Below are 24,982 nucleotides of genomic sequence, written 5' to 3'. Positions count from 1 at the left end.
GTCAGGACAATCGGACCAGCATCTTGCCGACGTTCCCGCCGCCGAGCATGGACAGGAACGCGTCGACCGCGTTGTCGAGCCCGTCGTGGATGGTGGACTCGGCGATCAACCGTCCGGATGCCAGCCACTCCGCGACCTGATCCTCGAACTCCGGCCGTAGGTCCTCGTGGTCGCGGACGATGAAGCCCTGCAGAGTAATTCGTTTCAGGATGGCGTTCATCAGGTGATCCATGGGCGGGCTGTCCGGACCCCCGTTGGATATCATGCCGCACAGCGCTGCCCGACCACGCTGGTTCATGGACGCCAATGCCGCAACCAGATGGTCGCCACCGACGTTGTCGAAGTAGAGGTCGATGCCGTCCGGTGCGACTGCGCGCAGCGCGTCACCGATCGGCCGCTCGCGGTAGTCGATACCTTCGTCGAAACCGAATCGGTCCGTGAGCAGTGCCGCCTTGACCGGCCCGCCTGCGCTACCGAGGACTCTCGACGCACCGAGAAGTTTCGCGAACTGGCCAGCTGCACTGCCGACTGCCCCGGCTGCCGCGGAGACGAACACGGTGTCACCGGTGCGCAATGCGCCCGCACGCACGAGTCCGACGTAGGCGGTGAAGCCCGTCTGGCCGAGCACTCCGAGCCAGTGGTGCAGGTCGATCCCCCGCGGTTCGATCACCGTGGCCGCAGCGATGTCGACCACCGCGTGCTCGCGCCAGCCCAGGCGATGCCGCACGTAGGAACCTGCGGGCACGTCTTCGGTACCGTCGACCACCACACCGAGTGCGGACCCGTCGAGCGGCGCGCCCACCTGAAAGTTGGTGGTGTAGTGCATCTCCGACGTCGCCAGCCGTCCCCGCATCGATGGGTCGACACTCATGAACAGGTTGCGCACGAGCACCTGGTCGGCGGTGCGTTCGGCGAGAGGGAGGTCACGGATCTCGAAATTCTGCGGTCCGGGGTCACCACTCGGACGCTCCGACAGGAAGACGGCCCGCGTGCTGGTCACGACCCCGGTGGTCACGGCAGTTCCAGGATCGTGACCGTGCCTTTGGCACCGTCGATCTCGACGAGCGTCCGGTTGGGTATGCGACGGGTCGCGGCCTGAACACCGGCTGCGCAGGCGATTCCGAGTTCTCGACTGACGATCATCGCGTGCGACCCCATGGCACCGACGTCGGTGATGGCACCGCCGGAGACCATGAACAACGGTGTCCAGGACGGATCGGTCTGCGGTGCGACGAGAATGTCGCCGACCTCGAACGTGTCCAGTTCGGCCATCGACGTGATCACGCGGGTGCGGCCCTGCGTGATCCCAGGCGAGGCTCCGGAACCCTGGAGAACGTCGCCGACCTTCACAGGGGCGACGGCCGACTGACCCGTGCGGCCCAGTGTCGACAGGGCGGGGATCGGTTCACGGGTGTCGAGGAAGGTGGGCAACTCCAGGCCGAACAGCTCCCGCCAGTCGCGGTGTCGCTGCGCCAGAGTAGTTCTCATCGATTCGGGGGCACTTGCCAGCGCGTCGAGTTCGTCGTCGACCGCCATGAACACGTGGTCGGCCGAGTCGAGGTGACCGTCGGCATACAGCCGGCGACCGAGTTCCACGAGCGGCACGCGGGCCTCGTGCAGCACCTTGATGCAGTTGGTCTTGGCGCGCTCACGCCATGCAGCGAATCTGCGGGCGGACGCCAACGCCGCCGCGAGCGTCGCTTGTCCCGCCTCGTCGTCACCGACGATCTCTCTCGCTCGGGTCCACGCGTCGGCTCCGGCCGACGCGTGGTCGGACAGACGTGCGTCCGGCGCGGCCGAGTCGTCTTGGAGCCGCAGCCGGTCGATGAGGCCGAGAACGAGCTCGGGCCGGGTCTCCCACGACACGGACCCCAGATCCCATTCGTTGGGCCCGCGGTATCCGTAATCGAGAAGGAATTGGTCGAGGGTGGCGTCGAACTTCGGGTCGATTCCGACAATACGATCACCGACACCGGCAACGCCGGAATCGAATGCCGCCATCAGTCTGTCGTCGGCTCGCACCAGGCGGCCGAGTTCCCACAACGCGTACGACGGCATCGCCGAGTCCACGTCACCGGCCGCACCGACCAGGGTGACGATGAGGTCTTGGTTCTCCGCGCCCAGCAGCTGGCCCAGCACAGCTGGACCCACCGCGGCGCAGTTGGTGGCGATCACTTCCCCGCGCCACGCGACGCGCTCGAGCGGCATCACCGACCGGGCTCGCGCGACGAGCGCCGCCGGTGTCAGTACGGACAGGTCGGGACGTTCGGCCCGCAAGCGGTCGGCGAGAGTCCGGTCTTCTTCGAGTTCCGGGAATGTCTCGGTCGACAGCGCCCACGCGTTGCGGGCCTCCAGCCGGCGGCCGGCTTCGGCGTCTTCGTCGTCGGGATGGCCGACGTACGCCGGGATGTTCGGGTCTCCGCCGTAGAAGAGCTGATCGACGAGTTCCACCGGGAGACCGCCGCGGATGCCGACGAGGCGAGACATCGAGAGGTTGATGTAGAGGTGCCCGTAGAAGATGCCGGACGAAGCTGCCACGTCGGGTTTTTCCGCGAGCGAATAGCTACCGAGGCTGGCATACCCGAAGTTCCACCCGGGCAGGATGTTCTGAATCCAGCCCAAATCTGCGCCGAGGGGTGTGATCGGGTCCGACAGCACGTCGCTCGCGTTGAGCCGCGTGTACACGGGCAGACGGGGGCTCGGGTCGGTGTCGACCAACCACCGCTGATCGGACATTTCACTTCTCGTCTCTGACATCGGCGACTGCACCTCGCGGGTAGTTTTTTGATTCCGTCTGCAGAAATACTGTGACGTGAGCCACTCTACATGCCAGACTGTAGACGATCACAAGTTACTTGTCTCTGAATCTTGCTCGAACAGGCATGGGAGAAAATCGATGAAACTGCAAGACAGGGTTGTTGCCGTCACGGGCGGAACACAGGGAATCGGTCGTGGTATCGCTGCAGCGGCGCTGGCCGAAGGGGCGAAGGTGTCTCTCAACGGACGCTCGAAGGACAAGGGCGAGAAAGCTCTTGCACAGTTCGGGGCCGGCGACAGCGCTGCCTTCTTCCCCGGAGACGTCACCGTGCAGTCCGATGTGGAGGACTTCATCGAGCAGACGGTCGCCACGTTCGGACGCATCGACGTTCTGGTCAACAACGCCGGCGGGGCCAAGGACCTCCAACCCACGGCCAACCTCAGCGACGAGGAATGGACTCTGGTGATGAACTGGAATCTGAACTCGAACTTCTGGGCCACCCGCCGAGCCCTCCAACACATGCTGCCCAACAAGTCCGGCCGCATCATCAACATTTCCTCGGTGGAAGGCAAGCACGGCAAGCCCGTGTTCACCGCCTACGTGGCCGCGAAGCACGCCATCAACGGCATGACCAAGTCCATCGCCCGTGAGGTCGGCACCGAAGGCATCACAGTCAACTCCATCTGCCCCGGCCTGGTGATCACCGACATCATCAAGGACAACGGCCCTGCCACCGCCAAGGCCATGGGAATGTGCTTCGACGAGATGGTCGCGCTGTTCGCCGAGGAGTCGGCGCTCAAGCGTCCCAACACGATCGAGGAGGTCGCCGCCATGGCGATGCTCCTCGCCTCCGACGCCGGGGCCGGCATCACCGGTGCCATTCTCAGCGTTGACGGCGGCACCGCGAACTACTGACTCAAAGCTCCACGGTCGACCACTACAAGGAGAGTATCTCGATGGACGTCACCGCTTCCGAATACTTCATCGACGCCGGTACGGTGAGCAGATCATGAGCCAGGCAGGACTATCGGCCAGTCGAGTACTTGCCGACCGATACGGGTCCGTGGTCCGCAGCCTCACCGCCGACGAGTGGTCGGCTCCCAGCCGATGCGCGGGTTGGTCGGTCAAAGATCTTGTGGCGCATACCGGTTCGAATTTTGCGGTCATGGTCGATCCTCCGCCGGCCGATCCGGACGCGCCTACGCCCAACACCGCCGAAGAACTGCAGAACCAGTTGGTCGACGCACGCCGGGAGTGGTCCAACTCGCAGGTCGCCGACGAGTTCCTGGACAACATCGACGGCGCGATGGCGGTTCTCGAAGCAATGCAGCAGACCGAGACGGCGTCCGCCCCGATGACACTGACCGATCTGGGAACCTATCGCACGCATCAGCTTTCGGATGCGTTCGCCTTCGACATGTGGTGTCACATGTACGTCGATCTACTCGGATCCGAGGGACCGGTCACCCGCGAGGTACCCGACCCGGAAGACGATCTGGTGCGCACCGCCGTCGAGTGGATGTGGACCGGGCTGCCGCAGATGTGCACTCCGGTGAGTGGGGTACTCGACCGCCCGCTGGGGGTGCGACTCACCGGTCCCGGCGGTGGCGAGTGGACTCTGCGGCCGGGTTCGAAGCTGCTCACCGTCGAACCCGGCGCAACGGCCGCCGACACCATGATCATCTCGGCCGCTACCGATTTCGTCCTGTGGGGCACCACCCGCAGCCCGTGGCGCAACCATGTGACGGTCGACGGCGACTCGGCATACGCCGAAAGGGTTCTCGACACGGTGGACATCATCTGACCGAGCTCAGTGGTGGGCCGTCGCCTCTCCGGTGACGGCCCACGACAGGCACCGCTGGAAGACCGTTCGGAACTCGGGGACTGTCCAACTCCCTCGGTCGACCCGGCCCAGGTCGTCGATTCCGAGGTCCTGGACGTCGAACCGTCCCCGGCAGTGCCCCAACGTGAAGTAACAGACCGTCCCGTCGCCGTGGTCCTTCAGGTACAGGACGGGCCGGGGCTCGTCCTCGGTGGTGTGCCCCTCGGCGAATCCCGTCGACTCACCGACGAATCGAGTGTGGGCGAGGACGCGAATCGGTGGATGAAGCTCACTGACGTAGAGCTCGTCGGTGACCTCGAACGGGTTGATTCCAGCGACGAACGGGTGCGCGGGTTCGGTGAACTCCACCGTGTACGGCGCGATCGGCGGGTGCCCAAGGAATTGACTCCCCAGCACATTCGCCAGGTCACCCAGGGTCCGCGGTGTCACGTACTTGCTCGGCGATCCGTTCGGCGTCCGGTCGATCGCGGAGTTCGTGCCATGCAGGGCCAACCAGCGGCCACCGCGAGAGACGAACGCCTCCAACGCTTTCTGCTGCACCTCGGTCGGGACCCGATTGCACGTGTAGGTGACCAGCAGATCGGCCGAAGCCAGAGCATCGATGCAGTCGTAGTCCTCGAAGACCCGGGTGCGGACCTGCTCGTACTGGCTCAGCGCCGACAGCAGTTGCAGCCTCGCATAATCGAAGTCGTGCCACTGCCCACCGCACACCAAGACCGCGTCGAGCCGGCCTGCAGGTCCCGCCATCCAATCCTCTTTTCAGCGATCGGTCTCTTTCGGTGATCAGCCGTGCGCGTGCAGCGCTTTGCCGGCCAGGGCAAGATGCGCCTCGCCCAATGCTTCCGCCTGAGTAGGGTGCGCGTGCACGTGTTGGGCCACGTCCCCCGCGGTCGCTTCCCAGTTGTAGATGAGCTGCGCTTCCCCGATGAGCTCTCCGACGCGTGCGCCGACGAGGTGGATGCCCACCACCGGTCCGCCCGGGCCGGCCTGCACCAGCTTCACGCCGCCTGCCGTACGGAGGATGCGGCTCTTACCGTTGCCACCGAGGTCGTAGACGACGGTCTCGACCTCTCCGTACTCCGCGGCCGCTTCGCTTTCGGTCAAGCCGACCGATGCGACCTCGGGGTTGGAGTACGTGACTCGCGGAATTCCCCTGTCCGCGACGGGCATGCAGTCCAGACCGGCCAGTTGCTCGGCCACCAGGATGCCCTGTGCGAAACCGCGGTGGGCCAGCTGTGGCCCCGCCACGATGTCGCCGACGGCGAACACTCCAGGTACCGACGTTTGCAACCACTCGTCGGTGACCACGAACCCGCGATCGAGATCGACACCCGCTTCGGCGAAGCCCATGTCCGCGGTGCGTGGACCGCGACCGACGGCCACGAGCATGAGGTCGGCATCGATGGCGGATCCGTCGGCGAGCTCGACGTGCACGCCTCCGTCTGTTCGAGCGGAGACGGCGCTGAACGACGTGTTCGTCTTCAACACCATCCCGCGTTTGCGGAACGCCCGCTCGACCTGTTTCGACGTCCACGGGTCTTCGGTCGGCAGCAGAGTGGGCGCCGCCTCGACGATCGTCACCTGCGTACCGAGCGACGACCAGACGCTGGCGAACTCGCACCCGATCACTCCGCCGCCGAGGACGACGACACTGTCCGGGACGGTGTCGAGTTCCAGAGCACGGTCGCTGGTCACGACCGAACCACCGATGGCTAAGCCCGGCAACGACTTCGAATGCGAGCCGGTCGCGAGGATCAGCGCTTCGCCGCGATAGGTGGCGACGCCACCGTCGGCGAGTTCGACCTCGACAGTGCGGTCACCGACGAGACGGCCCCGTCCGGCGACAAGCTCGATGTCGCGGGAAGCGACGAGGCCTTGCAACCCGCGGTACAGGCCGGCGATCACGTCGTCCTTGTAACTGTTCACCGCACTCATGTCGATACCGTCGAGGGTCGCCTTGATGCCGAAGCTCGAGGCCTCACGGACGGAATCGGCCACTTCGGCCGCATGCAGTAGTGCCTTGGTCGGAATGCATCCGTTGTGCAGACAGGTACCACCGAGTTTGTCGGCTTCGATCAAGATCACCGACATGCCCAGTTGGGCAGCCCGCAACGCGCAGGCGTACCCACCGGACCCGCCGCCGAGGATCACCAGGTCGGCTGTGCTGGTCACATCAGATGACATGTCGAGACTCAGAAATCGAAGCGGTTGGTGAAGCCGCCGTCGACCACCATGTTGATTCCGGTGACGTGTCCCGCGGCGGGTGACGCCAAAAAGGTCACGGCGTTCGCGACGTCCTGTGCTGCACCCAGTTTGCCCAGCGACGCCGACTCGAGTGCAGCCTCGTACAGAGCGGGACGACTCGTCTGGATGGTCTCCCAGGCACCCCCCTCGAAGAAGATGGGTCCCGGCGACACTGCGTTCACGCGAATACCTTTGGGTCCTAGGGCACGCGCCTGTGCCGACGAGTGCTGCAGTACGGCAGCTTTCAGCGCACCGTAGCTGTTGGCGGTGGTGATCGGACCGGCTTCGAGCGCCGACGTGGTGCTGATGGTGACCACCGACGCCGAGGTGCTGGCTTCGAGATGGGGCGCGGCCGATTCGATGAAATTGACCAGACTCATGAGGTCGACGTTGAAACTGTCGACCCACGCCTGCGGGCCCTTGCCGGTGGCAGCGGAGGCGTTGACCACAACGATGTCGATGCCACCGAGCGCCTCGGCCGCATCGTCGACAAACGATTTCACGGCGTCGGCGTCACCCACGTCGACTGCTTTGTGGAAAACCGTTCCGAGCTCGGACAATTCGGCGGACACCTCGTTCAGGTGTTCTTCGCCGCGCGCGCACACACCGACCGATGCGCCTTCGGCGAGCAGCGTGCGGGCTATAGCGAGGCCGATGCCGCGACTGGCACCGCTGACGATGGCGCGCTTGCCTTTGAGATCGAGATCCATCTGATGACTCCTTGATCGGTGTTCAACTGCAGGACTTAGAGATTCATGGCTCCGACGGATGTCTGGAAGTCGAGTACATGAGAGAAATCGTTGACCGACTGGACCGCTCGGCGCGTGTCGGCACCTCGAACCACGCTGATCGAGGTGTGGTGGACTCGAACCGGCATGTCCAGACCGCTTCCCAGAGCATCGGCGAGGACCGCGTTGATGACACCGCCGTGGCAGGTCACCACCACCCGCTCACCGGGATGGGAGTCGACGATAGTGGAGATCTGGCCGAGTACACGGGCGCGAAACTCTGCCCCATCCTCGGCGTAGGGGAACGCGTCGTAGCGACGCGTCCTGACGTGTTCACGAAAGATCGTGGCGATCTCGTCGTGCGGCAGGGTGTCGAAGGGACTGCGGTCGGCAGGAAACTTTTGCCAGGGCTCGTACTCGGTCAGGTCGTCCCGCACCACCGGGACGAGTCCGTGTCGATCGGCGATCTCGGTTCCGGTACGAAATGCTCTTCGAAGCGGAGAGCTGTAGACGGCATCGACCCGAGCCGTGGCCAGCCTCTGCGCCACGGCCCGCACCTGGCGTTCGCCGAGGTCGGACAGCGGCGGGTCGACCGTCTCACCGGCGCTGAGTTCTTTGCTCAGCACCTGCTCGCCGTGACGTACCAGGACCAGTTCGCACAATCCGGTCAGCGGCGCGAATGGGTTGTCGAGATCGATCGATCGGGCACGTGACTGACTGAGCATGGTGCCAAGTCAACCATAAACTGTCGTCGGTCTAAAGATACTTGCGCAAAGTCGCGGTTCGATGACCTTCGCATGGGGACTTAGTTGTGTTCGACTCCAGCAGTAGCGTCACAGACTGGAAATGTCGGCGGCCAGTTCGCGAACCTCGTCGGAAAATCTCCGACGTCCGAGGTTGGCAAGAACCGTGTCCTCGGTAAGCCAGGACGACACCGAGACTTCGAGCAAACTCGACAGCGCTGTCGCGGCGGCTGCCTGTTTCGCTCGCGTCGTGACTCCGCTGCGGCTGCGCAACTCGGCGGTGAAGATGTTCAGCATCGTCAGACGCACCTCCCGGCGAAGCGACTCGATCGACAGGCTCCATCCCGGCGAGCGCACGAAGTACACGAGCGACGCGGCCCGATGCTGGTCCGTCCATTCCAGCAAGCCAACGATGATGTCGCCCAGAGAGGCGTCCGCGTCGTTCTCGACCTCGGCACGAAGCTCCTCGAGCAAACCGTCTGCATAGAGCCGCAGCCCGCCGAGCAGAACCTCGTCTTTCGACGGGTAGTGGTAGTAGACGGCGGCGGAAGTCATCTGAGCCTCCGCCGCAATATCGGCGACCGTGACGTCCTCGATGGACCGGACGGAGTACAGGTGCATCGCGGCGTCGACAACAACCTCACGCCGCGACGGCCGATGCGCCGCCCGCTTCGCGCCCTTGCTCGTCGGAGCCGCCGCAGTCCGCTTCGGTGCCACTCCCTTGCCTGCCATGCAGTAGATCATGGCACCCACGACCCGATCGGGGTGTCGCGACGTACACCAGCGAGTAAATTGGGGCCGGTGCCACGACGACGAAGCATCGACCACGAAGACGGTCACGCAGATGAGACGCCGACCGGCTGGGATTCATCGCCCGCCGCCGACGACGATCCCGTAGTCGCCGGCTCGTCCGGTCCTGCCGACGCAGACGAGAACACCGTCGACACGCCCGCTGCGTCGAAGGGTTCTGCTCACCGGCCGTCGCGCCGACACCTCATCGTCAAAGCAGCCGTTCGCGTCTTCTCCCGAAAAGGCTTCGCAGAAACGTCGATACAGGAGATCGCAGAGGCCGCGGGCATGGTGCCCACCGCGGTCTACTACCACTTCGCCAGTAAGGAAGAACTGTTCGAGAGCGCCCTCGGATATGCGATGGACGCCAGTTCCGCCGCCGCTCAACATGCCCGACCGGACGACGCCGAGGCCGACGCAGACACGTTCAAGAGCGTGATCGACGCCGTATGGGACTGGACGGCCGAGCACCCGAACGCGGCGCGGATGCTGTTTCTGCAAATGGCCGGCGGCGCGACACCCGGAACTCGCCTTCTGACGAAGGAGTACGAGGACCGGCACATCCGGCGTGCATTCGATTACTTCCCGGTTGCGGAGACACCGGCCAACAAGCGGTCCGCGGCGGCGCAACAGGCCGCACGGTCGTTGCGGGTCCGGACGATGATCGCCACGACCATCGCCATCCAGCCGCTGCGCATCGAGGGAGGGCCGCTGGCCGGCATTTCGGTACCTCGACTGCGGGCGGCGACCACCGAGGTCTGCTCGAAGATGATCGAAGGGCGCTGAACTAGCACTCTCGTCGAGTAACTTGACTGCATCACCAGTTGAATTTCATCGATGGGACACCCGCTCATGCGTATTGCGGCATTCACCGGTGGGCATTCGTTCGATCGCGATGCCTTCGCCGACTTCCTGGACTCGTTGCCCGGTGACGTCTCGTGGCACGAGCACCCTGACGCGGATCTCGGCCCGGACGACCTGGCCCGGTTCGACGTCTCGTTGCACTACGACATGCCCGGCACACTGCCCACACCGGCCGATCCACCGGAGGCCGTGCGCGCAGCAGTAGCCGCGGCTCCGATCAGCGGACACGGGTACGTAGTGCTGCATCACGCCATCGCCTCGTGGGCGAACTGGGACGAGTGGGCCGAGTTCGTGGGTGGCCGATACCTTTACCGGCCGAGCGTCGTGCGCGGCGTCGACTGCCCGGACTCCGGCTACCGACATGCAGTTCCGCAGACCATCACCGTCACCGATCGTTCGCACCCCATCACCCTCGGCATCCCCGACTCGTTCGACCTCGTCGACGAGACCTACCTGTGCCAAGTCTTCGAGGACGACGTCACTCCCCTGCTGCGCACCGACGCGGAGATGACCGACGCCGTGCACTGGTCGACGGCACTGGCCATGGCGGGCCGCCGCGACGAACGCGAGGGCTGGAGCCACCGACCGGGCTCGCAGCTGGTCGGGTGGACGAAAACCAACGGCCGCAGTCGGCTGGCGTATCTGCAGCCCGGCGACAAGTCGCCCACCCTTTCCGATCCCGTCTACCGCCGACTCGTTTCGGGGGCTCTACGGTGGGCAGCGCGCTCATGACCGGAGTTTTTGGAGTCAGCCTAAAGAAAAGTGTGCCCGCTATCACTCTTCGCTGTTACAGTTAGTGCATTCGGCACCAAGTAAGGGCGTTGCCCCGTTCCAAGGAGATTGCGATGCGACAGATCAAGCATCCGATGAGCCACGCTATCTACGAATTCGATGACGACTTCAACGTTCTGGTCACGGACCGCCACGGCAAGACCGGAACGTTCGACCCCGAGGGCCGCTACCTCCACGGCGAGGTGAAAGCGGTCGACCCCGAGCTGGCCCGGTGGGTCGGACTCGGCCCCCGCGAGCCAGTGCCGATCACACAGAACCGGCGATTCATGGGTGCGGCGAAACTGCTCGAGAAGATGCAGTCCGACAGAGTGGCTGAAGAGGCCCGCGCCATCACACTCGAACAGGGAGGCAAACTGTGACCAACACCGAAGAACGGCCCGCCGAGGACGCGGGGTTCATCGAGAACGGCGTTGGCTACCAACGACTCCTGGACACCGACACCCATCCCGTACCCGACATTCTGCGCATCGAGTCGCACGAGATGTACGAGGACCAGAACTTCATCCCGATCTCGCGCTACATCAGCCGCAAATATCACGAACTCGAGCGGGACCGAGTCTGGTACAAGGTATGGCAGATGGCGTGCCGCGAGGAGGAGATCCCCGAGCCGGGCGACACACTGGTCTACGAGATCTGCGAGAAGTCCATTCTTCTCGTGCGCGGCAAGGACATGGGAATTCGTGCCTTCTACAACTCCTGCCTGCACCGCGGACGCACCCTCCGTGAGGAGGACGGCCCGGCGGGCAACGAATTACGTTGCCCCTTCCACGGTTTCGCGTGGAACTTCGATGGATCACTGAAGTCGATGACGTGTGCCTGGGATTTCCCGCAGGTGGACAAGGGCAAGATGGACCTTCCGCAGGTCAAGGTGGACACCTGGGGCGGCTTCGTCTTCATCAACATGGATCCCACGTCCGAGTCGCTGGACAGCTTCCTCGGTGACCTCGGAAAGCACTTCGAGGCATGGCCGCTGGAGGATCGCTACATCCAGGCCCACGTCGCACAGGTGATCCAGGCGAACTGGAAGATCGCGCAGGAAGCGTTCTCCGAGGCGTTCCACGTCATCACCACGCATCCGCAACGCGTCGTCGGCACCGGTGACTCCAACAGCCAATACGACAGTTGGGGCAACTTCAACCGCGGCATCACCGCCAACGGCGTACCCAGCCCGCACATCAACTTCGTACCGACCGAGCAGGAGATGTTCGACTCCATGGTCGACGCCCGTATCGACGAGGACCCGATGGTGACGCTGCCCGAAGGCGTGTCCGCCCGGGAGATGTCGGGCATGCTGGCTCGTGAAGGACTGCGCGACATCATCGGAGATGTCAAGGCCGACAACATGTCCGACGCTGAGTCACTCGACAGCGTGTACTACACCGTTTTCCCGAATTTCCATCCGTGGGGTGCATACCAGCGCATCGTCTACCGGTTCCGCCCGAACGGTGACAACCACGAAACCTCGATCATGGACGTCTACCTGCTCGCGCCGTTCAAGGGCGAACGGCCGAAACCGGCCAAGACCCAGTGGCTCCGTCCCGAGCAATCCTGGTTGGAAGCAACGGTTCTCGGTAGCTCGGCGCGGGTGTTCGACCAAGACGCTTACAACATGCCCAAGGTACACAAGGGCCTCAAGTCTGCGCAGTCGAAGACGTTGCCGTTGGCTCGCTATCAAGAAGTGAAAATTCGTCACATCCACCACTTGTTGGCGAAGTGGATCGGCGAAGAGGTGGACTGAAAGCCGTTGCCGCATTGACACCTGTTGGCTACACGGGGCGGCGCATCGGTGAAGCGCGCTCCGACCCCGAAGGTGCCGCATTGCACTAGAACAACCGATTCACGACCGACCGAAGTTGATCGCGCCGCTTCGGCGCAGCCGATACCAACGCCCGCGATAGCACCAGTGTCGCCGGAACCCGATGACCCGTCACCGCGATGCCATCGCCGCAGTATGCCGCTGCTCCGACAATGGCCGCTGCTGTGAATCCAAGGCCTGGATCCACGCCCCTCGTCGTAATCCACACCCCGCACACCGGGCGTAGATTCCCGTCAGGGGCGTCGATTCGGCCGCCGGATTCCAAATGAACTCCTCCGATTCGGATACCCGACTCCGATCAGCGTCGGGTATCCGAAACCGAGGAGCTGATCCGAAACGCAAAAACTCCGATCCCGAAGCCGGGATCGGAGTTCGTGGAGCCTCCTAACGGGATTGAACCGTTGACCGCTCGCTTACAAGTATGTTGCGAGACAACCAGATACGTCCGCATGGAACCACCACAGAGCCTCTGACCTGTGTCGACCGTCCAAGCGGAACCATCCGCATTCACCGTCGTAGGTACCGACTCCTGACACGCTCGTGACACCCAGACCTCAATGTGGTTTGTGCTCGGAGTCAGGCAAGCCCCTCACCATCGACACCAACAGCCCACTGAGGCCACCTGAGCAATCATGCGGTCTATCTCTTCAGGCGTAGATTCTGTGTCATGTCGCGTTCCACACCTTTTCTCTAATCTTTCGTTTCGACGACTTCGGCTGCGGCGTTGGATGACTTTCGAATGCGTCTTCGCGCGACGAAGAGCCGGTCGTTCCCGCCGCTGCAGTGCAGAGGGCGCATCGAGCGCAGTTTCAGCAAAGACGAGATCCTGATGTATGTCACCCTTTACCGGCTCACCAAAACCATCGGGTCTTCGATGCATGTATCCACCGCCAACGGGTTTATTCCTTTGGATCAGCACGACCGCCGCTTCGAGGTCACAGCTTCCGCAGGAAGTCGATCCTGGACTGCAATGCCCGACGCGATACCGCGATCTGTGGTGCAACGAGCTCGGAACCATGCGGCACACCGGGATACATGTGGAATGCTGTCGAAACTCCTTCGGCGGTGAGTCGCGAGGCGTAGGTCAGGATTTCGTGCCGAAAGACGTCGAGTTCACCACAGTCCAGGTACGTACGCGGAAGACCCGCGAGAGTGTCCGCCCGAGCGGCCGACGCGTACTGTGATGGGTCCTTCACACCCTCGGTCACCGCATCCCACGCTACGGAGTTGTTGGCGTAGGTCCATCCCATCCAGCGCACCAGGTGTGAGTCCGGTATTCGGGTGCGGTCGTCGAGCATGGGGTAGATCAACACTTGAGCTCACAACGACGGCAATCGCCTGTCACGCACCGCGAGTGCAGACGCTGCCGCGATTCCTCCCCCGCCGCTGTCGCCCATGATCGCGATCCTCGCCGTGTCAACGCCGAGCTCGGCAGCGTGCGCGTTGCAGCCATCCGATCGTGGTCAGGCAGTCGTCGAGCGCTGCTGGATAGGGGCGCTCCGGGGCGAGCCGATACTCGACGGCCAACAGCGGAACCCCTGATCGCCCTACATATTGAGCAACGATGCCGTCGTACATGTCGAGGTCGCCCATGACCGTGCCTCCGCCATGTACGAACAAGACCGCTGATCCGGGAGCTGAATCGCGAGCGGTGTACCAACGCAATTCCAATTCGAATCCGTCCGCGCGCTCGTACACGAAGCGTTCGAGGGCTTAACACGATCTTGTACCCGCGCACCGCTATGGCACCCCCAAAGAGATCGCCGGCGCGGTCGAATATTTGGCGTCGGATGTTACCGGCTATTTCAACGGCCATATTCTTCCCGTCGACGGCGGGTTCATGGCCGGAGGAATGCTCTCACTTCGGCTTCACATCGCTGCACCCGAGGAGCTGCACCATTAACCGTGGAATACGTTCTAGCACAGCATCTTCCGAAGACAAACTCAGTGAACAAGTCCTCCTCCGAGCACCGCACACGGATTCAAGATCCCCGCTGGATCCAGCGCTACCTTCACTGCTCGTTGCGCAGCGATCGCGACGTCGTCGAGTTCGACCTCGAGCCAACTCGACTTCAATCGACCCACTCCGTGCTCACCGGTGATCGTCCCGCCGAGCTCCAAGGCGCGCTCGGTGATCGCGTTGAAGGCGGCCAAAGCTGCGGTGCGGCTTGACGGATCGTTCTCGTCGTAGATGACGGTCGGATGCAGGTTGCCGTCACCCGCATGACCGAACACTCCGATAGTCAGGCCATGTTCGGCTGCAATGGATTCAACGGAAACAATCAGATCCGTGATGGCAGAGCACGGCACCGCCACATCATCGAGCAGCCAGTCTCCGAGCTGCTCGAGTGCCGGCAGCGCAAGCCGACGTGCTTCGAGAAGCATTGCGGCCTCCGTGGGGTCGGAACTGACTGCAACCTCGGTCGCTCCGTTGTCGTCACAGATCGCTTCGACTCTCGACAGCACACCCAGCGCGTCCACGTCGTCGCTCTGCACCAACAGAAGCGCATCGACGTCGTCACCGATTCCCATCTTGGACAGCGCATTCACCGCATGAACCGTCGTGCGATCCAAGATCTCGAGCATCGACGGTGTCGAACCGGACGAGGAGATGTCGCCGACGGCGGATCCTGCGCCTGCGAGCGAGGGGAATGACGCGACAAGCGTCTGTGCCTGCCGAGGTGCGGGAAGCAGTTTCACGGTGATTTCGGTGATCACTCCGAGCGTTCCCTCCGATCCGACCATGAGACTGGTCAGGTCGTAACCAGCGACGCCCTTGACCGTCCTTCGACCGGTACGCATGACTCGTCCGTCTGCCAGCACTACTTCCAGTCCTAGGACGAAGTCACCCGTCACCCCGTACTTGACGCAGCACATTCCGCCTGCGTTGGTCGATACATTGCCACCGATCGTGCTGAAATCGACGCTACCCGGGTCAGGTGGATAGAACAGACCCGATTCTGCTGCCCGACTTCGTAAATCGCCGGTCACCACCCCTGGTTCGACCACTGCGATTCGGTTGACCGCGTCGATCTCTTTGATCGCAGTCATTCGGTGCAGGCTCAACACCACCGAGCCGGACGACGCGTTGGCCGCTCCGCTCAATCCGCTACCAGCTCCGCGCGGCACGACGGCAACCTCGCTCTCGTGCGCGAGACGCATACACAGTGCAACTTCATCAGTGGTGCGGGGCATCACAACAGCCGACGGCATACCGTTGTCGGTGAACCGCGATTGGTCGCGAGCGTAAGCGACGACGATGTCCGGGTCGGTCACGACAATCTCGTCGGGTAGCGATTCGAAAGCGTGCCGAACGGCGTCGTGCGCTGGGGCGTTCAACGCACTGCCTCCAGTCCGCGTCGGTGCTCCAGTGCAAGTTCGACGTAATGGTGAGCATTGCCACCGTTTGCCGCGATGGCATCCGCGTCGAGCGCACGTTTGATTTTTCCCGGCACACCGGCGATCAGCGAACCTGCCGGGACGACGGTTCCTTCGGTGATCACCGTGCCCGCTGCGATCAGCGAGCCTGCGCCGATCACTGCGCCGTTCATGATCACGGCGCCCATGCCGACCAGTACACCGTGCTCGATTCGACATCCGTGCAGGATGGCTCCGTGCCCGACGGTGACGTGGCTTCCGATGGAGACGGGCATTCCTGGATCGGTGTGCACGACGCAGTTGTCCTGAATGTTGCTTCCCGATCCGATTCGGATGGGTTCGGCGTCCGCTCGCAGAGATGCGCCGTACCAGATGCTGACGTCGCGCCCCAGCTCCACGGAACCGATGACGGTGGCCGTAGGGGCGATCCAGGCCGACTCGTCGACGACCGGCGACCGCCCGCCGAGACCGAAAACCAGAGCCGAGACCGATCGTTCGGCGGTCATCGAGACCTCATGGAGAGCCCACCGTCGACCGGCAGCATGACCCCGTTGACGTACGAGGCTTCGTCGGAGGCCAGAAAGACAGCGGCGTGTGCAACGTCCCAGGGCGAACCCATTCGCCCGGTCGGACTGGCTGCATCGCGCTCCGCCATTTCCCGGGCAGCTCGACGTTCGTCGCCACTGACGATCTGCTGCGACACCAACGGGGTGTTGATCAGGCCCGGAAGGATCGCGTTGGCGCGGATGCCGCGGGAGGCGTACTCGAGGGCCACCGAGACCGTGAGTTGATCGACGGCACCCTTCGAGGCCATGTAACTGGGGTAGTTGTACCCGGTGTGACGAACGGCGGCCAGTGACGAAACGTTGATGATCGAACCGGTTCCCGCCTCGAGCATCCAGGGGATGGTGTGCTTGCAGGCGAGGAAGACACCGGTCAAGTTCACCTGCATGGCGGCATCCCACGCAGCGAGCTCGAGTTCGGTGATGTCCCCCACCCTGGCCGCGCCGACGTTGTTGTGCAACACCGTAGGTGGACCGAAACTTTCGGCTACGTCCGCCACCGCGGCACGGACCTGTTCCTCGTCGGTGACGTCGGCAGTGAACGCCTTCGCAAAACCACCCTCACGAACTATTTCCTTCGCCGTGAGTTCGGCCTCGGCCGGACTTCTGTCGATCGCAGCGACAACCGCGCCTTCACGTGCGAACGCCAAAGCTGCAGCGCGCCCGTTGCTCAGGGTGGCCCCGCTCGATCCAGCGCCGAAAACAACGGCTACTTTGCCCGCTAGTCTGTCACTCATGTGTTTCTCGAATCCTCGATGATCAGTAGTTCGAAGGTGACCGCGACCGGATTCCGGCCTCGTAGAAGCGAACCCGCATGTACCTCACCGCGCAGGTCGACCAGGATCCCCGACAGGGTGCCGCGCGGAGCACCATTCGCGTCCGAAACGATGGATCCTTGGATCGTGACGATCTCCGTCGCTGGTCCATCGACGAGCTTGGCGGAATCACGACGCTGCAAGCAGCCGCCGACAAGACTGCCGACGCCTGCACGCACGAGCGCGCGCTCGAAACCGTTGGTGCGGCACACTTCCTCCGCAGCCATCACGATGTCCTCACCGGGCAGAATTCGGCTTATCACCGCGCGCGCCTGATCGCGCGCTCTGTCTGCCACGTGTACGGGCACCACCGGTGTGAACGCGGGCATACGGGTTTCGGGATCGTCCGCGCTCACCATGTCCACACCTGACAGAGTGTGCAGCACCGCGTACACCGGTACTGCCCCCAGACGAGACTCGGGCCAGAGGTGGCCTGCCCGAAGAGTTCCCGACGCATCGATCCACGAGGCATGGCAGTGCATGAACCGCTCACCGTTCCGATACCCGAAGGTCACTGAGGCAGTGAGCAGTTGAGCGGGCACCTCGGACTCGTGTGTCTCGCTGTAGCTGACCGGGTTCTCACCCGTCCCGCACGCCGGAAAACAGTACGAGATGCGGTCCAATGTGCCGCCCATGAGTTCGATCTGGGCCGACGAGGCTCCATGTCGATCGGCGACGAGGTCCAGCGCGTCGATCAGCCGAATGTTCGGCTCGAGCGTGGTGTTCACCGAGGATGTATGTGTCGTTACCGTGTGCCGGCGATCGGGATGACGTGGACCCGGAAACACCAGCGCAGGCGAGTCGGTCGTCAGAGTCATGGTCCGCTCACCGCCACGGCCGGCTGCATGCCGCGAATCTTCAATTCCGCCTTCACATCTTTTTTCGCAACCTTGCCGTACGCAGTGGTCGGTAAGGCCGACCACTGCACGAAGTGTCTCGGTAGTTTGTACTTGGCGACGAAGGGCGCGAGCCATGCGCCGAGTTCTTCTGACGTCGTCGATTCGGACTCGGCGCACACCCACACCGCAACTCCGATCTCGCCCCACACTGGATCCGGAATGCCGACCACCGCCACATCGATCACCGACGGGTGCTTCAAAATCTTCTCTTCGATCTCGCGGGGGTACACGTTCGACCCTCCGGAGATGTACATGTCCGATGCCCGACCGGTGATGTACAGAAATCCCTGCTCGTCGAATCGGCCGAGATCGCCGGTGTGAAACCATCCGTCACGGAATGCTTCCGCGTTGGCACTGTCGTTGTTCAGATAGCCCGCGCACACTGCTGGTCCCGCGACGCATATCTGGCCTTGCTCGCCCGTCGGCACCGACGTGCCGTCCTCGGCGAGTACAACGACGTGCATGCCGGTTCGAGGTCGTCCACAACTTCCGAAATCGACGCCCTCCAGCCCCTGGCGTCCATGGTCGCCGGGGCGGAGAATTGTGATGTTCCCGGTGACCTCACCGAGTCCGTAGTACTGAACAAGAACGTCGCCCAACACTTCCCGTGCCGCCTCTTGATCGACCGCGTACATCGGTGCGCCCGCGTAGATGACGTACCTGAGTGACGAATGGTCGTGTCGGTGGACGGCTGGGTGCTCGACGAGCTTCTTGAGGATGGTGGGAACGGTGAATACGTTGCTCACGTGCTCACGGGCGATCGTCGCCCACACTTCGTTGCCGTCGAGGCTCGCGGATTCGGTCAGGATTGTCGCCGCGCCCGCAGCTACCTGAGGGAGGAGGTGCACTCCTGCACCGTGGGACAGCGGTGCGACGACGAGCGATGCATCGTCCTCGCTGGTACCCGGCATCAGGTCGGCCAGGTGGTTGTTGATGACGAAACTCAACTGAAAGTGAGTCAGGATCGCGGCCTTCGGGGTTCCGCTGGTGCCCGAGGTGAAGAAATACCACGCGTGGTCCTCGGCGTCGACACCTTCGTTGACGATCGCTTCGGATGCGGCCTTCTCGGTATTCGACAGTCCAGCAATGGAATCGGCACCTTCGGCTGCGATCCACAAGGTACCCGCCGTCAGCTCGACAGCATCGGCGATCGCGGCCGCATGATCGGCGCAATCCCGGTGACTCACCAGAGCGACGGGCGTGCACACTGCAGCAATTTCCGCCGCATCAGCCGGAGTGATCCTGGCGTTCGTCGGAGCCAAGACCGCGCCGACCCGCCAGATCGCAAACATCGCCTGAACGAACTGGACGTGATTCGGACTGTGCACGAGCACCACGTCGCCCTTGGTTACACCCCGTCGACGTAGATCGACGGCCAAGAGATTCACTGCGGAATCCAAGTCCTTCCAGCTCCACCGCACCGGACCGCAGACGACCGCGGGGCGGTCGGGAATTCGACGGGCGTTGGCGGTCAACATCTCCGCGAGGTTCATCGAACGACGACTAGGGGCTGCGGCGGCGGTCATCGAGCCGCCTCCAGAATTGTGGCGTAGTTGGCAACAGCTGCGCCGCCCATGTTGAAGACAGCAGCGCGATCTGCGCGCGCCAGTTGCATGTCCCCGGCCTCCCCCGTCAGCTGCATAGCCGCCATCACGTGCTGTGAAACACCCGTCGCACCGATCGGGTGGCCTTTGGACTTGAGCCCACCGGAGACGTTGACCGGCAATCTTCCGTCGCGTTCGGTGACGCCCTCGGCGAGGACCGTTCCGCCCTTACCCGGCTCGGCAAGCCCAAAGGCCTCGTACTGGAGCAGCTCAGCCACGGTGAAACAGTCGTGGGTCTCGAGGAGATCGAGATCGTCCAACGTGACGCCCGCGTCGCGGAGGGCGTTGGAAAAAGCAGTCTTGGCACCGTGAAAGACCAACGGATCTCGCCTGTTCGCAATCGCCATTGCCTCGTTGGCCTGCGCTCTGGACTTGATCTTCACAGCGCGCGGTGCTGTTCGCGCGACATCAGCGGAGGCAACCACCAGAGCAGCAGCGCCGTCCGAGACCATCGAGCAGTCCGTACGAAGGAGCGGAGCCACGACGTAGGGATTACGCTCGGAAACCGTCCGGCAGAACTCGAAGCCCAGGTCTTTTCGCATGTGCGCGTACGGGTTCGCCACACCGTTGCGATGATTCTTGGCTGCGATCGTTGCCAACGCGTCCCGCGGATCGCCGTACCGGTCGCCGTATTGTGTTGCAAGCGAGGCGAACACGCCGGGGAAGCTGCCGTACGACGCCTCGGTTGACAGATGTGTCGCACCCAGCAGTATGTCGCCGACCTGTGCGCCCGGTGTTGCTGTCATCTTCTCGGCACCGACGACGAGCGCAATCCGTCCCCGACCGCTCTCTATGAAATCGAGAGCGGCGTACAGCGCTGCGCTGCCTGTGGCACAGGCATTTTCGGACCGAACCGCGGGTGTAGCGCTCAGTTCATGTGTGCCTGCACCTACGAGGGCAGCGTCGAAACTCTGTGGCGAGAATCCGGAGTTGAAGACCCCGACGTGGACAGCGTCGATATCGGTGGAACTGACGCCCGCGTGATCGAGTGCAGTGGTCGCGACGCGCGCGATGAGCGCCTCGACGTCAGGATCAGCGAGCTTGCCGAACGCGGTGTGTGCCCAACCGATGATGCTGGGAGTGTCTGTCATTACGTGACTCCTAGAGCGAAGGTGCTCCCGGTCGCCTGACGCTGATTGGAATTGCGTACAGCCGATGAAGGAGACTTGGTTGTACGTTCGAGTATCGATCGGCAGTGAGCCACGCAACATGGCACAGCGTTGCGACTTTGTGCCGGTTTACCCTCGTTTTGTAGAAATCGCCTGGAAAGATGGGTTGAATGACGAGTTCGATCATTGCCGGTGCCGAGGTTCGCACACTGGTCGATGAACTCGGCGAGTTCCTCGGCCGCTCGGTCGTCATCGACGATCCGGCGGTGCGGTTGATCTTCTCGAGTCGCCATTTCGGCGACGAGGACACCGTCCGCATACGCGCAATGCTCGACCGAGACGCCGGCGACGAGATCGGCAGATTCGTTCTGGCTCAAGGCGCGGCGCGGTGGCACGGACCGCATATTCTCGAGGGAAGCGTGGAGCTTGGACTCAATTCCAGGCTGTGCGTGCCCCTGTACGGCCCGGGCATGCTGATCGGACTCCTGATGGTGATCGATGCCGATCAGACGCTCACCCCTGACGAGATCGACCATATCGAAAAGGTCAGCCGCGACATAGCAACTCAGATGTACGCGGACTCGCTAGCATCCGATCCGCATCAACTCGAGCGGCGAGCTGCGTTGCGCGATGTGCTCTCCGGGGACGCCCAAACCAGACAGGGCGCACTCTCCTACTTCGAGGAGAGCAGGCATCTTCCCGGTCTGGACGGCGTCGCCGTCACTGTTGTCGTAGCCGACCGTTCGGATAGCTCGAACACTCCGGTGGAGATCGCATTGAGGGTCGCGATCGACACCGTGACGCGAACTCAGTCGAAGAGCGCACGCGCCTACATCACCGAGGACCGTGCCGTATTGCTGCAGGTCAAGGGATCGCCGATGGAGCGGAGCGATCTCGAGCGGCAGGCCCGCCAGATCGAGTCCGAGTTGGCGCGACTCCTGGGCAATGGTTCGGACTGCACGTGGATCGGAATCGGGACCGTGACAGGCGGCTTGGCCAATGCGTTCACGGCACGACATCGTGCGGACATCGCAGCGAAAGCGGCTGCACGAATGGCGTCGATCAAGGACACCGTCGTCTTCTGGGACGACCTTGGAATCGAGGCTGTGCTCCTCGATCTCCCCGAGTCATCGCTGGTGTGGACCACTGTTCCGCAGCCACTACGGGACCTGATCGATGCCGACGAGTCAGGCAAGCTCGTGCAGACCCTACGCAGTTTCCTCGACAACGGTGGCTCGATCGCACGCACCGCGACCGCCCTGCACATGCACCGAACTTCTCTCTACTACCGGCTAGAACAGATCCGAGCCGCAGCCGGTATCGATCTCGATTCCGGCGCAGACCGATTGTCGATGCACGTCGGTCTGCATCTACTCGAGATCGTCAGACGCTGAATCGAGCCCCTATCCAGGCTTTTTCTACATAACGACGAAAAAAATATGCTCTTCTTCGACGTTTGTTCATGGTGATGGCAGTCACTCCAGGGCCACAATCAGTCACAGGTTACTTCGCGTCGGACAGCCTCGATCGTCCCGCGATCACAGACGATGGAGGATCGACATGAGTTCATTGACCACAAGCGACGGCTGCATCCTCGATGTTCATGACACCGGGCACGTCGCGTCGGGACGCACCTTGGTCATGCTGCACGGTTGGTCACAGTCTCGCGCCATGTTCGATCGGATCATACCGCTGCTGTCGGAGTCGGTACGGGTCGTCAGCTTCGATCAGCGCGGCCACGGCGAGTCGAGCAAGCCCTCCACGGGTGCACGCATAGCGCGACTCGCCGCGGACCTGGACGAGGTCCTCGACCATCTCGGCGTCGAACGGGCCACGTTTCTCGGCCACTCGATGGGCGCGTCGGTTCTGTGGAGCTATCTCGATTCACATGGCACGTCCAAATTCGAAAAGTTAGTTATCGTCGACCAGCCGAGCGCGTGCGCTGTGCTGCCGTGGATGACCGCTGAGGATGCGAAGCAAGCCGGTGCGATTCTCGACTTCGAAGGCGCTGCTCAGTTCGCTTCTGCGGTCGCCGGCCCCGATGGCCCCACCGCTCGCCACGCCTTTCTGGTGTCGATGCTCACCCCGAACATCCCGGCCGACGATCTGGAGTGGCTATACAGCGAGAACCTGAAGCTACCGGCCGCATGGGGCGCTCGTTTGTTGTTCGATCACATCATGCAGGACTGGCGCGACATTCTCCCGACGATCGACGTGCCCACTTTGGTCATTGCAGGCGAGGTCAGTCATGTTGCCCCCGCTTCACAGATCTGGACCACGGACCACATCGCCGGTGCTCGCTTCAGAAAGTTCACCGAAGCCGAGGGTGGCGCGCACTTCGCCTTCTTCGAGAACCCCGCACCTTTCGCGGAAGCGATCTTCGGATTCCTGTTCGGTTCCAACACTGATGCTGCAGAGGAGATCTCGCATCCGAACGCCGTGACAGCATGAGGTGAAGGCCGGCGACGCTATCGTGACGGGTCGACGGCCACGCTCCGAGCGGACTCGTCGACGAACAAGTCCTTGTCCCATCCGTCGGGGACGCTCACCGATGAGTTAGCAACGAGTTGTGGCATTTTGTGACACCGAACGCCGAATCGAGCCATCGAATCGGCAAAATCGCCAGGGCACAGTCGACACATAAACCCAGGTGAACGAACCGGGCTCGCGAGCGAAATGAGCGGCCACGACAGGCCAAAAAGAGACGGCCCCAACCATTTTCGCTGGTCAGAGCCGTCCGAAAGAGCCTCCTAACGGGATTGAACCGTTGACCGCTCGCTCACAAGTATGTTGCGAGACAACCAGATACGTCCGCATGGAACCACCACATCCACCCTGACCTGTGTCAATCGTCCAGGCGGTACCACCCGAATCCACGTCCGTTCGCACCGACTTGTGACACGCTCGTGACACCGAGACCCGCTCCGGGGTCCGTCGGGACCTTCTGTGGCAGAGCACGTTGGGTACTACGGAGATACCGCTAGTCGGACGATATCGTTCTCAGGACCGAGGACGTCGCGGTCGAAAAACAATTCAGCGTTCGGGAAGGTGGGCCCTACAACGGTGAGCGTGTTGATTGACACGGCATCGATATGTTGGTCTCGCATCCCTCGGTCGCCGTAGGCCCCGGATTCGTAGGAATCGGGCGACACGTTTTTCCGTGATCCAGAACCGCACATGTTGTACGAGAGCCAGTAGTTTTGATAGCCGGCCGGGTTGCCAAAGTAGTAGTGCCGTAGATAGCCGTGACGGTGAGCTCCAGTCCACAGTTTCTCGCTGGTGCATCCGTCGGGTGCAACGGCAAAAGTGCTTCGCCCGAGCTGCACCTTCAGTTGGCTGAAACATAGCCTGTCGGTCGTTACATAGAGTCGAGGATTCGTGACGGTGACGGAGAACGCGATGACTGTGTTCGATTCGAATTCGACGACCACCCACGCGCCGGCCGTCGAGTAGGTGTTCCTATCGATACCGGCGGTCTCGCTGCGGAACCGGGGCACGCCGAGGGTCGAGTTGACGAACTCTCGCGATGAACCGCAGGCCAGCGTCTCGATCAATCCCTGTTGTTCGCGACGCCTACCGATTGTGCGCTGCCATAGTCGTCGGCATCCGAGGTAGCCTGCCCAAGCAGTGGACAACAAGGCGGCAAAACCTGTGCCTACTGCTATTCCTTGTGAAACATATTCGACAAAGCTACTCATCTCGCGAGCCTCTCACCAGAGAAGGGGGCCTATACCGCGGCATCGATCTGTCGCGGACGGGCTCCTACCAACCTATCGGGCGACCTTTCGGTGACAGGGCGGCAGAGCCTTGACCGCGCGCCCAACTCCCGGCACACGTCCGGATCGTCATCGAATTTGCATGCTGGGTAACGAAGGGAATCAATCAGCTGACACGGTTGCACCTGGCCGCTTTCGCGAGGGGCCCTACCATCGGACGACCCTCCTGCAGGTCTGATGTCATTCATTCGAGTGCTAGTCAGCGTCGTTTCGACGGTCTAACGTCGGCGGCAGCGCCGGCTTCGGCACGTATAGACCTGT

23 protein-coding genes and 2 pseudogenes are annotated in these 24,982 nt (G+C 62.8%); 9 read left to right on the top strand and 16 right to left on the bottom strand.

Annotated features, from left to right (window positions below; all coding sequences use genetic code 11):
* Position 1: 1 nt before the first annotated feature.
* Complete coding sequence (locus RFA01S_RS08640; RefSeq protein WP_238325107.1) at positions 2–1,015, bottom strand: NADP-dependent oxidoreductase; 1,014 nt, start codon at positions 1,013–1,015, stop codon at positions 2–4.
* Positions 1,012–2,736 carry a PEP-utilizing enzyme gene (locus RFA01S_RS08635; RefSeq protein ID WP_032407258.1) on the bottom strand — a complete coding sequence of 575 codons (1,725 nt, stop codon included), beginning with the start codon at positions 2,734–2,736 and terminating at the stop codon, positions 1,012–1,014. The genes RFA01S_RS08640 and RFA01S_RS08635 overlap by 4 nt, the downstream gene beginning before the upstream one ends.
* Before the next feature lie 160 nt (positions 2,737–2,896).
* Between RFA01S_RS08635 and RFA01S_RS08630 the strand changes: the two genes are divergently transcribed.
* Together RFA01S_RS08630 and RFA01S_RS08625 are read left to right on the top strand one after the other, a co-directional pair.
* Positions 2,897–3,673 carry an SDR family NAD(P)-dependent oxidoreductase gene (locus RFA01S_RS08630; protein WP_032407259.1) on the top strand — a complete coding sequence of 259 codons (777 nt, stop codon included), beginning with the start codon at positions 2,897–2,899 and terminating at the stop codon, positions 3,671–3,673.
* Positions 3,674–3,767: 94 nt separating this feature from the next.
* Positions 3,768–4,562, top strand: coding sequence for a maleylpyruvate isomerase family mycothiol-dependent enzyme (locus RFA01S_RS08625; protein ID WP_032407260.1), 795 nt, complete (start codon positions 3,768–3,770; stop codon positions 4,560–4,562).
* A gap of 6 nt (positions 4,563–4,568) precedes the next feature.
* Here the strand turns inward: RFA01S_RS08625 and RFA01S_RS08620 are convergent, their stop codons facing one another.
* From RFA01S_RS08620 to RFA01S_RS08600, 5 genes are all read right to left on the bottom strand, one after another.
* Positions 4,569–5,348, bottom strand: coding sequence for a ThuA domain-containing protein (locus RFA01S_RS08620; protein ID WP_032407261.1), 780 nt, complete (start codon positions 5,346–5,348; stop codon positions 4,569–4,571).
* Positions 5,349–5,384: 36 nt separating this feature from the next.
* Positions 5,385–6,785: a dihydrolipoyl dehydrogenase gene (lpdA, locus tag RFA01S_RS08615; RefSeq protein WP_174557232.1), complete on the bottom strand. Its 1,401-nt coding sequence runs from the start codon at positions 6,783–6,785 to the stop codon at positions 5,385–5,387.
* Positions 6,786–6,793: 8 nt separating this feature from the next.
* Complete coding sequence (locus RFA01S_RS08610; RefSeq protein ID WP_032369204.1) at positions 6,794–7,555, bottom strand: SDR family NAD(P)-dependent oxidoreductase; 762 nt, start codon at positions 7,553–7,555, stop codon at positions 6,794–6,796.
* A 35-nt stretch (positions 7,556–7,590) separates the two neighbouring features.
* Entirely contained in the window at positions 7,591–8,298 is a 708-nt protein-coding gene (locus tag RFA01S_RS08605) for a histidine phosphatase family protein (RefSeq protein WP_032407262.1), read from the bottom strand.
* A gap of 108 nt (positions 8,299–8,406) precedes the next feature.
* On the bottom strand, positions 8,407–9,048 hold the full coding sequence (locus RFA01S_RS08600; RefSeq protein ID WP_072692072.1) for a TetR/AcrR family transcriptional regulator: 642 nt from the start codon (positions 9,046–9,048) through the stop codon (positions 8,407–8,409).
* A 69-nt stretch (positions 9,049–9,117) separates the two neighbouring features.
* Between RFA01S_RS08600 and RFA01S_RS08595 the strand changes: the two genes are divergently transcribed.
* The 4 genes from RFA01S_RS08595 to RFA01S_RS08580 all read left to right on the top strand — a co-directional run bounded on the left by RFA01S_RS08595 (position 9,118) and on the right by RFA01S_RS08580 (position 12,499).
* Positions 9,118–9,891 (top strand): TetR/AcrR family transcriptional regulator, encoded by a 774-nt coding sequence (locus tag RFA01S_RS08595; protein ID WP_052060694.1) that lies wholly within the window; start codon positions 9,118–9,120, stop codon positions 9,889–9,891.
* A 51-nt stretch (positions 9,892–9,942) separates the two neighbouring features.
* Complete coding sequence (locus RFA01S_RS08590; RefSeq protein WP_230597377.1) at positions 9,943–10,701, top strand: ThuA domain-containing protein; 759 nt, start codon at positions 9,943–9,945, stop codon at positions 10,699–10,701.
* A 113-nt stretch (positions 10,702–10,814) separates the two neighbouring features.
* Complete coding sequence (locus RFA01S_RS08585; RefSeq protein ID WP_032369260.1) at positions 10,815–11,120, top strand: hypothetical protein; 306 nt, start codon at positions 10,815–10,817, stop codon at positions 11,118–11,120.
* Positions 11,117–12,499, top strand: a complete 1,383-nt coding sequence (locus RFA01S_RS08580; RefSeq protein ID WP_032407263.1) for an aromatic ring-hydroxylating oxygenase subunit alpha — start codon at positions 11,117–11,119, stop codon at positions 12,497–12,499. The genes RFA01S_RS08585 and RFA01S_RS08580 overlap by 4 nt, the downstream gene beginning before the upstream one ends.
* A 1,013-nt stretch (positions 12,500–13,512) precedes the next feature.
* On the opposite strand, the pseudogene RFA01S_RS08570 reads toward RFA01S_RS08580, so the two are convergent.
* Both RFA01S_RS08570 and RFA01S_RS28140 read right to left on the bottom strand, forming a co-directional pair.
* Positions 13,513–13,974: pseudogene (locus RFA01S_RS08570) on the bottom strand (alpha/beta hydrolase fold domain-containing protein).
* A 19-nt stretch (positions 13,975–13,993) separates the two neighbouring features.
* The gene (locus tag RFA01S_RS28140; RefSeq protein ID WP_052060696.1) at positions 13,994–14,275 is read right to left on the bottom strand and encodes an alpha/beta hydrolase; all 282 of its coding nucleotides are present in this window, start codon (positions 14,273–14,275) and stop codon (positions 13,994–13,996) included.
* A gap of 37 nt (positions 14,276–14,312) precedes the next feature.
* On the opposite strand from RFA01S_RS28140, the pseudogene RFA01S_RS28135 reads away from it, so the two are divergent.
* Positions 14,313–14,480, top strand: a pseudogene (locus RFA01S_RS28135) (SDR family oxidoreductase); the annotation flags it as partial.
* A 41-nt stretch (positions 14,481–14,521) separates the two neighbouring features.
* On the opposite strand, the gene RFA01S_RS08550 reads toward RFA01S_RS28135, so the two are convergent.
* The 6 genes from RFA01S_RS08550 to RFA01S_RS08525 all read right to left on the bottom strand — a co-directional run bounded on the left by RFA01S_RS08550 (position 14,522) and on the right by RFA01S_RS08525 (position 20,927).
* The gene (locus RFA01S_RS08550) at positions 14,522–15,859 is read right to left on the bottom strand and encodes an FAD-binding oxidoreductase (RefSeq protein WP_238325124.1); all 1,338 of its coding nucleotides are present in this window, start codon (positions 15,857–15,859) and stop codon (positions 14,522–14,524) included.
* Between the two features lie 53 nt (positions 15,860–15,912).
* Complete coding sequence (locus RFA01S_RS08545) at positions 15,913–16,461, bottom strand: gamma carbonic anhydrase family protein (RefSeq protein ID WP_032407266.1); 549 nt, start codon at positions 16,459–16,461, stop codon at positions 15,913–15,915.
* Positions 16,458–17,255, bottom strand: a complete 798-nt coding sequence (locus RFA01S_RS08540; RefSeq protein WP_032407267.1) for an SDR family NAD(P)-dependent oxidoreductase — start codon at positions 17,253–17,255, stop codon at positions 16,458–16,460. Before RFA01S_RS08540 ends, RFA01S_RS08545 begins: the two co-directional genes overlap by 4 nt.
* Complete coding sequence (locus tag RFA01S_RS08535; RefSeq protein WP_052060697.1) at positions 17,252–18,061, bottom strand: PCC domain-containing protein; 810 nt, start codon at positions 18,059–18,061, stop codon at positions 17,252–17,254. Before RFA01S_RS08535 ends, RFA01S_RS08540 begins: the two co-directional genes overlap by 4 nt.
* 86 nt (positions 18,062–18,147) lie before the next feature.
* Positions 18,148–19,758 carry an AMP-binding protein gene (locus RFA01S_RS08530; protein WP_174557231.1) on the bottom strand — a complete coding sequence of 537 codons (1,611 nt, stop codon included), beginning with the start codon at positions 19,756–19,758 and terminating at the stop codon, positions 18,148–18,150.
* Complete coding sequence (locus RFA01S_RS08525; protein WP_032407269.1) at positions 19,755–20,927, bottom strand: acetyl-CoA acetyltransferase; 1,173 nt, start codon at positions 20,925–20,927, stop codon at positions 19,755–19,757. Before RFA01S_RS08525 ends, RFA01S_RS08530 begins: the two co-directional genes overlap by 4 nt.
* Positions 20,928–21,115: 188 nt before the next feature.
* Between RFA01S_RS08525 and RFA01S_RS08520 the strand changes: the two genes are divergently transcribed.
* Together RFA01S_RS08520 and RFA01S_RS08515 are read left to right on the top strand one after the other, a co-directional pair.
* On the top strand, positions 21,116–22,339 hold the full coding sequence (locus RFA01S_RS08520) for a PucR family transcriptional regulator (protein ID WP_032407270.1): 1,224 nt from the start codon (positions 21,116–21,118) through the stop codon (positions 22,337–22,339).
* 166 nt (positions 22,340–22,505) lie between these two features.
* Positions 22,506–23,396 (top strand): alpha/beta fold hydrolase, encoded by an 891-nt coding sequence (locus RFA01S_RS08515; protein WP_052060698.1) that lies wholly within the window; start codon positions 22,506–22,508, stop codon positions 23,394–23,396.
* Between the two features lie 515 nt (positions 23,397–23,911).
* Here RFA01S_RS08515 and RFA01S_RS08510 read toward each other — a convergent pair.
* Positions 23,912–24,643 (bottom strand): ETEC_3214 domain-containing protein, encoded by a 732-nt coding sequence (locus RFA01S_RS08510; protein WP_139278423.1) that lies wholly within the window; start codon positions 24,641–24,643, stop codon positions 23,912–23,914.
* Positions 24,644–24,982 lie beyond the last annotated feature (339 nt).

It is taken from the genome of Rhodococcoides fascians NBRC 12155 = LMG 3623 (genome assembly GCF_001894785.1).
Lineage (GTDB): Bacteria > Actinomycetota > Actinomycetes > Mycobacteriales > Mycobacteriaceae > Rhodococcoides > Rhodococcoides fascians.
The sequence above is the reverse complement of the archived record's forward strand: the minus strand, read 5'-3'. Positions and strand labels throughout refer to the sequence as shown.